The 13,407-nt window shown below is 73.7% G+C and carries 16 protein-coding genes; 11 read left to right on the top strand and 5 right to left on the bottom strand.

The features are described from left to right. Positions 1-7 precede the first annotated feature (7 nt). Complete coding sequence (locus tag F8271_RS02735; RefSeq protein WP_151488004.1) at positions 8-1,195, bottom strand: type VII secretion protein EccE; 1,188 nt, start codon at positions 1,193-1,195, stop codon at positions 8-10. 161 nt (positions 1,196-1,356) lie between these two features. Here F8271_RS02735 and eccB point away from each other — a divergent pair, with 161 nt between their 5' ends. From eccB to F8271_RS02695, 8 genes are all read left to right on the top strand, one after another. Continuing rightward, a complete protein-coding gene (gene eccB / locus F8271_RS02730; protein WP_151488003.1) occupies positions 1,357-2,871 on the top strand; it encodes a type VII secretion protein EccB in 1,515 nt (504 codons plus the stop codon). An 88-nt stretch (positions 2,872-2,959) separates the two neighbouring features. Next, complete coding sequence (locus F8271_RS02725) at positions 2,960-3,328, top strand: hypothetical protein (protein ID WP_151488002.1); 369 nt, start codon at positions 2,960-2,962, stop codon at positions 3,326-3,328. Beyond that, positions 3,321-4,580, top strand: coding sequence for a WXG100 family type VII secretion target (locus F8271_RS02720; RefSeq protein WP_151488001.1), 1,260 nt, complete (start codon positions 3,321-3,323; stop codon positions 4,578-4,580). The genes F8271_RS02725 and F8271_RS02720 overlap by 8 nt, the downstream gene beginning before the upstream one ends. A gap of 166 nt (positions 4,581-4,746) precedes the next feature. After that, positions 4,747-5,106, top strand: coding sequence for a hypothetical protein (locus F8271_RS02715; protein WP_151488000.1), 360 nt, complete (start codon positions 4,747-4,749; stop codon positions 5,104-5,106). A 243-nt stretch (positions 5,107-5,349) separates the two neighbouring features. Next, positions 5,350-6,144, top strand: coding sequence for a hypothetical protein (locus F8271_RS02710; protein WP_151487999.1), 795 nt, complete (start codon positions 5,350-5,352; stop codon positions 6,142-6,144). 37 nt (positions 6,145-6,181) lie between these two features. Beyond that, positions 6,182-6,523: a YkvA family protein gene (locus F8271_RS02705; protein ID WP_151487998.1), complete on the top strand. Its 342-nt coding sequence runs from the start codon at positions 6,182-6,184 to the stop codon at positions 6,521-6,523. Between the two features lie 31 nt (positions 6,524-6,554). Next, complete coding sequence (locus F8271_RS02700) at positions 6,555-6,962, top strand: pyridoxamine 5'-phosphate oxidase family protein (RefSeq protein WP_151487997.1); 408 nt, start codon at positions 6,555-6,557, stop codon at positions 6,960-6,962. Between the two features lie 283 nt (positions 6,963-7,245). Continuing rightward, the gene (locus F8271_RS02695) at positions 7,246-7,890 is read left to right on the top strand and encodes a C39 family peptidase (protein WP_151487996.1); all 645 of its coding nucleotides are present in this window, start codon (positions 7,246-7,248) and stop codon (positions 7,888-7,890) included. Between the two features lie 10 nt (positions 7,891-7,900). On the opposite strand, the gene F8271_RS02690 is transcribed toward F8271_RS02695, so the two are convergent. Together F8271_RS02690 and F8271_RS02685 are read right to left on the bottom strand one after the other, a co-directional pair. Continuing rightward, positions 7,901-9,226: an FUSC family protein gene (locus F8271_RS02690; protein ID WP_151487995.1), complete on the bottom strand. Its 1,326-nt coding sequence runs from the start codon at positions 9,224-9,226 to the stop codon at positions 7,901-7,903. An 87-nt stretch (positions 9,227-9,313) separates the two neighbouring features. Continuing rightward, the gene (locus F8271_RS02685; protein WP_225854126.1) at positions 9,314-9,889 is read right to left on the bottom strand and encodes a M20/M25/M40 family metallo-hydrolase; all 576 of its coding nucleotides are present in this window, start codon (positions 9,887-9,889) and stop codon (positions 9,314-9,316) included. 209 nt (positions 9,890-10,098) lie between these two features. On the opposite strand from F8271_RS02685, the gene F8271_RS02680 reads away from it, so the two are divergent. Next, positions 10,099-10,707: a hemerythrin domain-containing protein gene (locus F8271_RS02680; protein WP_151487994.1), complete on the top strand. Its 609-nt coding sequence runs from the start codon at positions 10,099-10,101 to the stop codon at positions 10,705-10,707. A 66-nt stretch (positions 10,708-10,773) separates the two neighbouring features. Here the strand turns inward: F8271_RS02680 and F8271_RS02675 are convergent, their stop codons facing one another. After that, positions 10,774-10,944, bottom strand: a complete 171-nt coding sequence (locus F8271_RS02675) for an antitoxin (protein WP_370461845.1) — start codon at positions 10,942-10,944, stop codon at positions 10,774-10,776. A 278-nt stretch (positions 10,945-11,222) separates the two neighbouring features. Between F8271_RS02675 and F8271_RS02670 the strand changes: the two genes are divergently transcribed. Further along, on the top strand, positions 11,223-12,410 hold the full coding sequence (locus F8271_RS02670) for an AI-2E family transporter (RefSeq protein WP_151487992.1): 1,188 nt from the start codon (positions 11,223-11,225) through the stop codon (positions 12,408-12,410). Here the strand turns inward: F8271_RS02670 and F8271_RS02665 are convergent. Next, on the bottom strand, positions 12,400-13,053 hold the full coding sequence (locus F8271_RS02665; protein WP_151487991.1) for a dienelactone hydrolase family protein: 654 nt from the start codon (positions 13,051-13,053) through the stop codon (positions 12,400-12,402). The genes F8271_RS02670 and F8271_RS02665 overlap by 11 nt on opposite strands. Before the next feature lie 171 nt (positions 13,054-13,224). Here F8271_RS02665 and F8271_RS02660 point away from each other — a divergent pair, with 171 nt between their 5' ends. Then, positions 13,225-13,404, top strand: a complete 180-nt coding sequence (locus F8271_RS02660; protein ID WP_151487990.1) for a hypothetical protein — start codon at positions 13,225-13,227, stop codon at positions 13,402-13,404. Positions 13,405-13,407 lie beyond the last annotated feature (3 nt).

Raw genomic sequence — 13,407 nt, 5'->3', positions numbered from 1 at the left:
CAGCCGGTCAGCGCGCCGGCGGGCGGGTGGAGACGCCCAGCATCGATCCGACCGGCGCGCTCGCGTACACACCGGGGCCGTGCTGCCCGTCCACCGGCCGGGCCGACGCACCGGCCCGGCCGGCCACCTCCCGGACCACCTTGACCAGCGCCTCCACGTGGTTGTCCATGGCCGCGACCCGCAGCAGCGGCGCCGCCATCCGCCCGTCCGCGGACACCGACACGGCCACCGTGTGCGACGGCGCAGAGGTGGCGGTGACCGCGTCCACGAGCGGACCGAGCGGTGCGTCCGGACGGCCGCGCAGGGCCATGCAGCGGTGCGTCCAGCCGCCGCCGCGCAGCCCCTGCCAGGTCTCCGTCGGTGGCTCCGGCACGAGGTCCAGCCCGGCGGCCGAGACCACCGCCGAGCGCAGCTCGTCGCGACCCAGCGGACGGTGGGACAGCCCGGCCGCGGTCAGCGCCTTGCCGAGCCGGCCGATGCCGGCGGCCAACGTCCGGTGTACGCCAGCCAGTCCGCCTCCCCGGCTCACCGCCTCCACACGGGCGTCGCGCACGGTGAGCCGCAGCGCCACCCAGACCGTCCGGTGCGCCGCCGGCGCCGCGCCGGGCGCCGGATACCAGACCAGGGTGTGTGCGACGACCTGGGTGCCGGACACCGGCGCGGCGAAGTCCGCGAGCACCGCCAGCGCTCGGTCCACGGTGGACGCCTCGACCGAGCCGACCGCCGTGCCGGTGCCGGACTGCAACGCGATCGCCGCGAACCAGCCGTTGTCGTCCTGCCCGATCCCGAGCCGGGTGCCCCGGTCGGTCAGCTCGATGACGCTCAACTCGGGGGCGAGCGCGGCGAGGCGTGGGTCCGCGGCGCTGCCGTCGGCCAGCGCCGCCGTCGCGCGTTCGCGGCGTCGCCGCAGTCGACGGCGCAGCAGCAGGTCCTCAAACCACCAGCGGCCGGCCCGGCGGGCGAACGCGGCCAGGACGACCAGTGCCGCCACGGTGCCCACCGCGGCGAGCAGCCAACTCGGACCGGTGGTCGAGGCCCAGACCGCGACCGCGCACAGCTCCAGCAGAACGAGCTGCCCCACGAGCACCGGGCCGACCCGGCCGCGACCGGGACGGTCGGCCGGTGGCGTCGCTCGTGCCGGGACGTCGGACGGGCTCGTGGCTGCTCGGGCGGGTCGCGCCTGAACCTGCGTCATGGCTGACTGTCCCTCCTGCACGGTACGGCTCTGCGCCGGGTCGGTCCGGTGCCGGCCACGGGCGGTGGTCCCGAAGACCCGCCGTCGGCCCCTTATCGTAGGGAAGCCCGCGACGGCACCCCGAGGAGATCGTCGCGGATCCATCCCGCCGGAGGTAAGTCATGCGGACCCGCCGCGATCAGGTGCAGGCGTACCGCTTCGTCACCCGCCGCATCGTCTCCGCACTGCTGTCGGGCGATCCGGAGACCACCAACCTGCCGATGAGACGGCTCGGCATGGCGGTCTTCGGCAGTGTCATCGCCGCCGCGATCGTGCTCGGCGGGGTGGGCGCCTACGGTCAGTTGACCGGTAACACCGCGCCGTTGGAAGACAAGACGCTGGTCATCGAACGGGAGACCGGCGCGACGTACGTGTTCGTGGGCGGGCAGCTGTATCCGGCCCTCAACTACACGTCGGCGCGGCTCATCCTGAACGTGCCGGACCCGACGGTGCGGACGATGTCCCAGGCGTCGCTGCGGGACCGCCCTCGCGGTCGTACGCTCGGCATCGTCGGCGCCCCGGACGCGTTGCCGGACCGCACGTCGCTGACCGGGCTGCCCTGGTCGGTCTGCGACGTGCCGGACCCGGCCGATCCGCAGCGCTCCACCACCCGGGTCGTGATCGACCGGGCGTTGCCCGGTGGGGCGCCGCTGGGCGACCGGGCGGTGCTGGTCACCGTGGACGGTGAGCGGTACCTGCTCACCGGTGACAACCGGCTCCAGGTGCTCGGTGGCGAGCAGACGATCGCGGCGCTGAAGATGCCCAACGCCACCCAGCTGCGGGTCGGGCAGCAACTGCTCAACGCGGTCCCGGCCGGGCCGGCACTGCGCAGGCCGACACTGTCCGGCGACGGTGAGCGGAGCGGGCTGATCGTGGGCGACCGGCCGGCCACCATCGGCCAGGTGTTCCAGGCGGCCGGCCGGTACTACGTGCTGGCTCGCGAAGGGCTCGTCTCGGTCACCGAGATCACCGCCCTGTTGATGATCAGCGGTGGCGGTCAGATTACCGACATCACCCCGAACCAGGCCGGGCAGCTGCTGGTCGACCAGCGGGTGGAGGAGGAGGGGCTGCCGGAGACGCTGCCGAGCCTGTACCCGGCCCGGTCCGGGCAGACCACGCTGTGCGCGACGTACCGGGCGGGCACCGGTGGCGGTCCGCCGACCACCACCCTGGAGGTCTTCGACCGGGCACCGGCGGAGCTGACCGCGACCGATCCGGGGCCGGTGCCGGTGCGCCAGACCGCCCGGGACGCGGTGCGTACCGCCGAGGCGGTGCTGCTGCCCGGTGGGAAGGGTGTGCTCGCGCAGGCCGCGCCCGGGGCCGGGACCAGCGGTTCCGGCGCCGCCGGGTCGACGATCTATCTGATCGGTCCGCAGGGCGTCCGGTACCCGCTCGCGTCGGTCGAGACGCTGGCCGTGCTCGGCTACGCCGGGGCCACACCCCTCGCGGTGCCCGGGACTCTGCTCGCGCTGATCCCGACCGGGCCCACTCTGGACCCGGAGGACGCGGCGGCCTTCTTCGCGCCGGAGGGTGCCGCGCCGACCGCGACCGCCCCGACCGCGACGACCGGCGCCACGCCCCCGGCCGGAGGAGCAGGCGGTGCGGTCCCGGCGGTATCGACAGGCACCGACGGCTGAACGGCTCACACGGGTCGCCCGCGATCGCGGTGGTGAACTAACCTGGATGCGCTGACGGTTGTCAACCAGATCGACGGGGAGGGTTGCCATGACCGGGCGCACGGAAGTCGACCTGCTGTCCCTTGAGGACTTCCACAAGAACCTGTCGGCCCGGCTGAGCCAGGCCGAGTCGGTGTTGCGCAAGCTCAACACCGAGATGCAGTGCACCCCGCCGGCGTTGGGGTCGTTCACCGACGCCACCGACAACGCGCGCCGTTACAACACGGTCCACCAGTCCTACGTCGAGCAGGCCGAGCGGCTCCGACAGGCCGTGCTGGCGGCCCAGCAGGCCACCAACACGATCCTGGCCAACTACCGGACGGCGGAGGCGCGCAACAGGGCCAACGCCACCGACATCACCGCCGCGTTGACCGGGGTCCAGCAGGCGTTGGAGCCAAAGGGGGACGGGCGTGTCTGAGTACACCCAGCGCTACCAGGGCCACAGCCACCAGGAGTTGTACGACGCCGTGATGGCCGGCAAGCCGGAGCAGATCGAGGGCGTGGCCGCCCAGTGGGCTTCGCTCAAGGGCATCCTGGACGGCCTCGGCCGGGAGCTGAGCGGTGACCTGGACAAGCTCGGCAACACCTGGACGGGTTCGGCGGGCCGCGAGTTCCAGCGACGGCTGGGGCTGATCGTCGTGCACTCCGACGCGCTCGGCGAGGGGATGGCCGGCGTCAAGCAGGGGCTCACGATGATGGCCGGCCAGTTGCGCACCGCGCACAAGCAGGCGGAAAACCCGGAAGAGACCGACGACAACGACCAGATGATCAACGGCGCCCTCTCCGGCAGCGCCTTCGGCCTGCCCGGCGCCGTGATCGGCGGCATGCTCGGTCACCAGCAGGACAAGGAAGAGCAGCAGAAGGCCCACCAGCGGATGGTGACCCTGGTGGCCGAGCTGGCCGCCGGTTACGACCTGTCCGCGTACGACCGGGTGGTCGATCCGCCTCCGCCTCCGCCGGACACGCCGGAGACGACCACCAACGACCGGACGACGCCGCGCGGCGGCCCGCACACCGCACCGCCCACCGCCGCGCCCACCATCAGTGGCCACACCGCGCACACCGGTGACGCGACCATCGGAACGCCCGACCGGGCCGGTGAGCCGCCGGTGGTCGGCGTCGGTGACGACTCGGTGCCCGACCAGGACACCGGCGCCACGCCGGGCGTGCTCATCGTCTCGGACGACACCGTGGGCGGCGGCACCAGCCTCGCCGGCGCGGATCCGCTGGTCGGCGGTGCCCTGCTGGCCGGCGGTGCCGCCGGCTTGGCCGGTCTGTCCGGGCCCGCCACCATGCCCGCCAGTGCCGGCGGCCCGGGTCTGCTCTTCGGTGCGCAGGGCGGGGCTCCGGCCGGCGGGGTGCTGCGCACCTCGTCACTCGCCAGCTCGGGCAGCACGCCCACCACGTCGGCCCGGCCGGCCAGCGCGCCAGCCCCGGCCGACAACCGCTCCGGCAGCGGCATCGGGCGCAGCATGGACGGCCGGCGCGCGGAGGCCGGGAACGCCCGCCCGGGCTCCGGCCGCGCGGCGACCCGTCCCGGGCTGCTCGGCGGCCGTGGCCACTCCGACGATGACGAGTCCGACGAGCGGCTGACCTGGCTGACCGAGGACGAGATGGTGTGGCGGGAGGGTGAGTCCGGCCCACCCCCGGTGCTCGGCACCGACAGGTAAGGCACACACCCCGGCAGCACGTTCCGGTGGCCCCGTCCCCTGGACGGGGCCACCGCCGTTTTCGGGTGCCGGCGGCGATCGTCCACAGTGCCGCGGTGGTGGTGGTCACGCCGCAAAGCGCTCTCATCGAGCTGCGCCACGCCGGGGCGGGCGATAGGTTGGTCGGGTGTCGTCCGCAGCGTCCGTCCGCCCCGCCCGGTGGGCCGTGCTGCGGTCCCTGCGGGAGCTGACCCGGCTGGCGGTCACCGCGCTGGTGCTCGCGGTCGGCCTCGGCGGCGCCCTCGCCGCGACGGCACCCCCCGCCCCGGCGCAGCCGCGGCCGAGCGCCGTGACCAGCCAGGTGGACACCCTCCGACCGGACGTCGCTGGCACGGTCGAGCAGGCGAGCCGCCCGGTCACCTCCCCGCCGACCGGCACGGTCGACCGCCGTGCGGCGACCGCTCCGGTCACCGTGGGCCCCGAGCACGCACCGGCCGTCGATCCCGGCCGAGGTGTCCCGTCCCGACGCGGTCCGCCGACCCACTGACCTCGGCCGACCATCGGCCCGCGGCCGCTCCTGCGGCCCGGCCCAGGTCACCCGTCGGGGCCTCCCGGCCCCCCACACCCGCCGGACGGCACCGAACGGTGACCAACCCGCCGGGCTCCGGACAGCGGTGACCCGACCCCGAGGCGTGGCCGACCGGCCATCCGGCCCCGATCCGGCCCCTGTCGTCGAGATCGCCTCCCTGCCATCCGTGGATACCCGCCATTCGACCGCGAGGTGCTGATCATGCAGACCGTCCTCTCCGCTCTTCTGCCCGACGTTCCCCGGGCCGCCGCCATCTGGCTGAGCCTGCTCGGGGTCGTCGTGGTCGCGGTCGCCGCCCTGCTGCTGCGGCCCGGCCGACTCCGCATCGACCCGGGGGCCCGGATCCGCCGTGCGGCCATGCCCAGCCACCTCGAACAGGTTCACCAGGAGCGCGAGCAGAGCCGCTACGCGCAGGAGGTCACGGTGGCCGCCGAGCGGGCCACCACCACCGCCCAGCGCCGCCGGGCGGAGTGGGTGGCCGCGCAGGATGAGGTCGAGGCCGCCTGGCAGGCCTGCGAGGCCGCCGAGGCGGCCGTCCGGCGTCTCGGCACGGCGGCGGCGATGCCGCTGCCGCACACCGCCCGCACCCCCGCCGAGTACGCGGACCGCGAGCGCTACCTGCACCGGGCCGCGCTGGACGCGTACTGGCGGCGGGAGCTGTCGGTGGAACAGCTCAGTGACGTGTTCGCGCACCGTGCCGGCTGGGATCCGCGGCTGCACCCGGTGGAGCAGGAGCTGGTGTTGCAGCGGGCGATCCGTGACAACCTGGCCGCTCGACACGCCGCTGCCCGCGAGCGGGAACAGGCCGCGTGGCGGGCGGCGGAACTGGCGGTCGCGGCGGCTCGTAGCCTTCGCGAGGAGGCCCACGAGGCGAGCGGTCGACGGGTGGCGGAGTCGGCCTCGGTGCTGCCGCTGAGCGAGGTCGGCCGGTCGGTCGAGCAGACCCGGGAGAACCAGGTGGTCGCTCGGGGTCGCGCGGCGGTGCCGGCGTACTGATCCGCCGTCGACGGCCGTAGTGGGTTAGCGTGACGGCATGTCCCGAGAGGCGTGGGTCCTCGTGGTGATCGCCGGCATCCTGGCGATCGCCACACTGGTCGGTGCGGTGCTGCTCGCGGTACGGGTGGTACGGACCCGGCGGCTGCTGACCGGGCTCGGCGCGGGTGGCAAGGTCGCCTTCTACGGGGCACTGATCTACACGATCTTCCCGATCGACGTGCTGCCCGACCCGATCTATCTGGACGACATGGGCGTCCTGGCCGGCGCGCTGATCTATCTCACCCGACTGGTGCACCAGCGACGGGCGGCGGGGCGCCAACTGCCGGGGCAGCCGGACTCTCCGTCGGACCCGGATCGGGCGCGCCGCCGCGTGCCATGATCGAGGTCGGTTCGGTGGACGGGGGACGGGCATGGCGGGCGATCATCGGCTGGACGTACGCGACCCTCGCGTGGCGGCCTTCTGCGCGGAACGGCATCTCGCGACGCTGACCACCCTGCGCGCCGACGGCACTCCGCACGTGGTGCCGGTCGGGGTCACTCTCGACCCGGAGGCCGGGCTGGCTCGGGTGATCACCTCGGGCACCTCCCGCAAGGCCCGGCAGGTGGCCGCCGCCGGTGCGGCCGGCACCCCGGTGGCCGTCTGTCACGTCGATGGGCGCCGCTGGTTGACCATCGAGGGCCGGGCGGTGCTCCGCTCGGATCAGCCCGCCGTGGCGGAGGCGGAGCGCCGCTACGCGGAGCGGTACCGGACGCCGCGCCCCAACCCGGGGCGGGTGGTCATCGAGATCACCGTGACCGGGCTGCTCGGCAGTCTCTGACGCCGCCCTGGGCCGACCGCACCCCGCTGTCCGACAATCGGCCGCTTGTCCGTTTCCGTGCGCACTGACTCGCGTGCCGGTGGTCACGTTTCGGCGCTCGTCTCCTCCGGGCACCCGCGGTCCTGCGGAATCCCCCACCGCCAGCAGCCGTTACACCTGGTCGCGACGCCCGTAGCGGCAGCCCAGATCGGCTGCGGGCGTCACCGGCCGATGAGCCGAGCGCCATTCCCGGTGCGCTGCCTCCGCCAGTCGGAGGCGCCAACCCCCGAACGGAGACTCGACCATGAATCCGATCATGCAGAAGAGCGGTCTGTCCGTCGTCGGCCTGCTGGTCGCCGGCGGATGCGCCCTCGGCCCCGCCGTCGCCGCGCAGGCCGCCCCCGCGCAGGCCACCCCGGCCTCGTCGAGCCAGACCGCCAAGGGCGGCGAGCGGATCCTCGGCATCGACTACCAGGCCCAGCCGAACTTCTACTACTGCGGTCCGGCAGCCACTCGGATCGCGTTGTCCGCCCAGGGCAAGGCGGTCTCCCAGGACGAGGTGGCCAAGCTGCTCGGCACCACCGAGGCCGGCACCCCCTCAGCCCTGGACACCACGCGGGTGCTCAACGAGCTGACCGGCGGCAGGTACCGCACCACCGAGATCCGGGACGCGGTGGCCCGCCCCGACCAGGTCGAGAAGCTGCGCCAGGACGTCCTGGCCGCGGTCGACGCCGGCCGGCCGGTGGTGGCCAACATCAAGGGCACGACCGTCGACACCGACGGCAACCCGCACTCGTACGAGGGCGGCCACTATCTGACGCTCGTGGGCTACCGCGACGGCGGTGACACGATCCGGGTCGCCGACCCGGCCGACCCGGCGCTGGGCGAATACTGGATGAGCCTGCCGAAGGTCGCCAACTGGATCGCCGAGCGCGGCTACTCCTCCTGATCCTGACGGCTCACCGGGCCGGCCTCTCCCTGCGGGGGAGGCCGGCCCGGCCGTCGTCGCGCTGCCGGGCGGCGAGGTGCGCACGCCGGCGGGCGCGGGCGGCCCGGGTGGGCCGGGCACGGTGCAGGTGTCGCCGCAGCGGCGGATGGACGGCGGCCTCGCCGGCACCTGCCGCTTTTCGCACGATCCGGTTGGCATCGTCCGGTTCACAGCCGGCGGCCCGCAGCAGGTCGCTGGAGGCGGTACGCAAGCCGGTGACGAGCGCGTCGCCGAAGGACTTCACCCCGGTCGCGGCGGCCCGCCCGGCCAGGTCGGCGCATTCCTCGACCAACTTCCGGGTGCACAGCGGGTAGTCGCCCATCCGGCACTCCCTCCGCATCTCCGCCACCGCCTGACCCAACCGGGCGATCGCGTCTGGCAGCTCCGGCGGGATCGGCTCGTCGTACTGCAGGGCGGTCGTCGACCAGCGGGCCATGGTACGGCTGTCCAGCAGCAGCCGTTCCAGATTCGACGCACTGCGGGCGTACTCGTGGAACTGCTGGCGGCGGTGCCAGCGCGCTGGCGCGATCGTCACCACCTCCTCGGCCCCGCTCAGCGAGTCGTGCAGTCGCCCCAGGTCCTCCTCGGTGCCGCGCAGCCGTTCCAGGACCCGCATCGACCGGTCGCCGTCGCGCTGCCGCAGCGCCTGCGCCAGCTCCTCAAGTTGCTCGCTGAGGACCGCGAAGATCGGCGTCGCCGCCCGGTCCAGCACCCGCATGGGGTTGATCGGCAGCAGCAGCGCGACCACCAGGAGGCCGACCGCCCCACCGACGAGCGCGTCGAAGATCCGGGGCAACTCCAGACCCTGCCCCGTCGGGGCCAGCGTGGCGATCAGGACTGCGGTACCGCCGGCCTGACCGACCAGTGGGCCGCCCTTCCCGGCCACCAGCAGGGCGGTGGCGATGGCCAGGGCGACGACCACTCCGGTCTGCCACGGCCCCGAACCGAGGACGAAGCGCAGCGTGTCGCCGATGACGATGCCCAGTCCGACGCCGCCCAGCAGTTCGAAGGTGCGCCGGGCCCGTTGCCCGATGGCGGTGGCGATCGTGGCGACGGCGGCGGCGGGAGCGAAGACGTGCGATCCCGGGCCGAGCAGGTTCTTCGCGATCAGCGCGGCGATCGCGGCGGCCAACCCGGCCTGGAGCGAGATGACCAGGGTGACCTCCCACTGCCGGGCCCGGACCCGACGAGCCTGCCCGCTGCGGTGGCGCACCCGTTCGGCCACCTGACCGCTCCGCTCGGCGGCCTCGTCGAGGCGCGACCGCACAGGGCCGGCTGGTCGGCGGTCGTCGGTCATGGCGGCGGTTACCCCGGCGGCGGCCCGGCAATCGTGCCCGTACGCCCCGCCGACCCCATCGGCACCACCGGCAACCGGGCGTCGGCGTCAGCCGCCGTTGTCCCCGCTGACCTGGTCGATCAGGCCGGCGAGCAGGGCGGTGCGGGGTACGACGGAGTCCAGGTCCAGCCACTCCGACGGGCTGTGGTCCGCGCCGCCGACCGGACCGAGCCCGTCCAGCACCGCCGCACCCGCCTCGGCCAGCAGGTTCGCATCGGCACAACCACCCGTGGCGGTGTGGGACACCGGTACGCCCAGCCCCGCCCCCACCTTCGCCGCCAACTCGGTGAGCCGGCGGTCGGCCGGGCGCGGCTCCCAGGGCGGGGTGGGCGCGTGCACGGACACCTCGGCCCGGACCCCCGACACGGTCGGCAGAGCCACCAGCCGCCGGATCTCGGCCAGCGCGGCCTCGTACTCGCCGGTGCGCCAGGCGCGAAGGTCGACCAGCATCCGGGCGCGGTCGGCGACCACGTTCGGCCGATCCCCGGCGTGCAGGTGCCCGACGTTGACGGTCACTCCGGGCCAGCGGCCGTTGAGGGCGTCCAGTGCGACCGTCAGTCGGGCCGCGGCGAGCAGCGCGTTGGCGCCGCGACCAGCGGGACGCTCAGCGCCACCGCCGTGCACACGCCGAGCCCGAGGGCCAGCAGGCGGTTCAAGGGCATGACTGCTCCTCACTGGAAACCGTGAGGGCGGGCCGAGACGAAGCGTACGGCAGCCGTACCTGCGCGGAAAACGCCCGGCGGCGGATCCATCGGCGACCGTAGGTTTGGGCGACCGGTGCCGGGTACCAGGGGCCACACACCCACCGATCCGCAACCGGTAAGGGGCCGAACATGAGCAGTCCAGAGACCACCGACGACGAGGACGTCGTCGACATCCTCGTCGCTGACCACCGTGCAGTCGAGGTCCTCTTCCTCGAACTGGAGACCCGGCAGGGCACCCCGGAGTACCGCCGCCAACTCGTCGACGTGGTGATCGCCGAACTGGTCCGTCACGCGGAGGCCGAGGAGGCGTACGTCTACCCGACCGCCCGCCAGGTACTGCCCGACGGGGACCAGATCGCCGAGCACGAGATCGTCGAGCACGCCGACGCCGAGAGGACCATGAAGGAGCTGGAGTCGATCGACCCGTCCGACCCCCGCTTCGACGAGTTGCTCGCCCACCTGACCAGCACCATCCGGCACCACGTGCGGGACGAGGAGAACGAGTTGTTCCCCCGGCTGCGTGCCGCCACGGCCGGGGAGGAACTGGTCGAGCTGGCCGCGAAGGTGACCGCGTTCAAGCAGATCGCACCGACCCGACCACACCCGGGCGCACCGGACCACCCGCCGGCGAACAAGCTGCTCGCCCCGGGCACCGGGATGATCGACCGGCTGCGCGACGCACTGAGCGACCGGCCGACCACGATGGGCGAGCTGCGCAAGCAGCAGCAGCAGCGCTGACCATCGTCCGGTCCGGACCGCACTCCCGGGCCGCCGAACCCTCGGCGGCCCGGGACGTCGGTTACGTCAGCGGACCTGATCGCCCTCACCGGTGCGCGCCTGGACCTGGTCGACGCCCTTGTCGATCTGGTCGTCGTACTTGCCGCCGGTGCGCTTGTCGGCCATGTCGCCGGCCTTGTCCAGCCCCTGGTCGACCTGCTTGTCGTGCTTGTCCGCGACGTCCTTGGCCTTGTCCATGAAGTCACCCACGATGTGCCCCCTCCGGTCGATCGCTTCCCGGTCGCGTACTGGGCCGTCAGCGTTCCCTGGGCCTGGCGGCGTAAACACCGACGGTCCGGGCGTGGACCGTGAACACCCGACCGGAGCGCCCGCAGCGGCGTACGATCCGCGCGGGCGGCGCGAACCGGCCCATCCGGACTGTCCTGAATACACACGCCACGCCGCCGACCAGCCCCAGCGGGTGTCGGCGCACGGCCGGCCGGGTACCGACCTCGCCGAGATCGAGGAGGGCCGACATGGCGGCAGACGAACCCGGTGCGGACACCGCGCCGACCACCGGCAGCACACCGACACGAGGCAGCACGGTGACGACGGGCAGCACGACGACGACGGACGGCAGCCCGGTGACGGACGGCACCGGCCCGCGCCAGGCGTGGACGGCGCTGCCCTGGCTGGTCCGCACGGCGGTGCTGTGGAGCGCCTGCCTGGTGGTGATCGTCGCCGGGCTCTACCTGCTGGGCAAGATCGCCGTACTGCTGGCGCCACTGGCGATCGCGCTGGCCGCCACCATCTTCCTCACCGCGCTGCTCGACCCGGTGCTGCTCCTGTTGCGCCGACTGCGCCTGCCGGCGGCGCTGGCCGCGCTGCTGACCGTGCTGCTGCTGCTCGGCATCCTGGTCGGGCTCGGCGCGCTGGTGTGGAACCTGACCGCCAGCCAGTTCGACCAGCTCAGCCAGGAGCTGACCCAGGGGCTGGATCGCAGTCGGGACTTCGTCACGTCCACGCTGCCGGTCAGCGACGCCCAACTGGACAAGCTGGTCGAGCAGGCCCGCCAGGGGCTCAGTGGCAGCTCACCGGACCCGGTGGCAGGCGCCCGGACCGCCAGTGAGGTGGTCGGCTCCGCGCTGCTCGCCCTTGTGCTGCTGTTCTTCCTGCTCAAGGACGGCCGATCGATGTGGCACTGGATGCTGTCCCGGGTGGCCGATCCGACCCGGCCGGTGATGACCGAGGCCGGCCGGGCCGGCTGGCAGACGCTGGGCGCGTACAGCCGGGGAACGATGCTCATCGCGGCCATCGACGCGATCGGCATCGGTCTGGCCCTGGTGCTGCTCCGGGTGCCGCTCGCCCTGCCGCTGGCGCTGATCACCTTCCTCGGCGGCTTCGTGCCGATCATCGGGGCGACCGTGGCAGGTGCGGTGGCGGTGCTGGTGGCGCTGGCCGCCAACGGTCCGACCACCGCGCTGCTCACCCTCGCCGCGGTCATCGCCGTGCAGCAGATCGAGGGCAACCTGCTGGAGCCGTTGGTCATGAAGCGGCAGGTCCGGCTGCATCCTGCGGTGATCCTGGTGGCGGTCACCGCCGGCACGCTGATCGCGGGCATCGCCGGCGCGTTCGTCAGCGTCCCGATCACCGCCGTCGTCTGGCGCGTCATCGACACCGTCCAACGACGCCGGTCCGCCGCGAGCGGTCTGATCACCGGCTGAGGTGGGTGGTGAACCAGGCGCCGGCGAACTCGGCGACCCGGTCGAGGGTGCCGGGCTCCTCGAAGAGGTGGGTGGCACCGGGGACGACCCGCAGCTCACCGACGTCGCCCAGCTCGGCCGACGCTTGCTCGTTCAGCGCGAGCACCTCCTCGTCCAGGCCGCCGACCAGCAGCAGCGTCGGCGTACGCACCTGGGTCAGCGCGGCGCCGGCGAGGTCCGGCCGGCCGCCCCGGCTGACCACGGCACCCACCCGGTCGGCGCGGGACGACGCCGCGACCAGGGCGGCGGCGGCACCCGTGCTGGCGCCGAACAGGCCGATGGGTACGTCACCAGCGGGCCGCTCGACCGCCAGCCAGTCGACGATGCCGGCGAGCCGGTTCGCCAACAGCCCGATGTCGAAGCGCAGCTCGGCGGTGCGCGCGTCCACCTCGTCCTCCGCCGGGCTCAGCAGATCCACCAGCACCGTGCCGAGCCCTCGGTCGTTCAGCGTCCCGGCCACCTCCACGTTGCGCGGGCTGTGCCGGGAACTACCGCTGCCGTGCGCGAACAGCACCACGCCGACCGGTTGGGCGGGCATCGTCAGGTCGGCGGGGAGTTGAACGTCCCCCACCGGAATCGTCACCGTGCTGCGCCGCACGTCCATGCCCCCACCTCCGCGTGGTCGCCTGCGGTCCGGGTACCCGGCCCGCCGCACGGCACGCACGCGGCCGGCGGCACCGTACGGCCGCGTTTGTGCGCCGGGGCGTCGGGTACGCGACGAGCGACCGCAGACCGTGTCGGCGCAACCGCGCCCCGACGGATCGCGAGGATCGCCATGGCCAAGCAGCAGATATCCCGGCAGCAGCAGATGACCGAACGGGACCGGCGGGAACAGGACGCCGAGCGCAATCAAGACTTCGGGGACCAGGCCGCCTCGGCCCGCCTGCCCGACGACCCGAAGGCGATGGCGCCCCGGGACGCGATCGGGCGCCCGTCCACCGGCGAGCCCATCTGACCC

This window comes from Micromonospora sp. ALFpr18c, from assembly GCF_008868155.1.
Taxonomy (GTDB): Bacteria; Actinomycetota; Actinomycetes; order Mycobacteriales; family Micromonosporaceae; genus Micromonospora.
The sequence above is the reverse complement of the archived record's forward strand: the minus strand, read 5'-3'. Positions and strand labels throughout refer to the sequence as shown.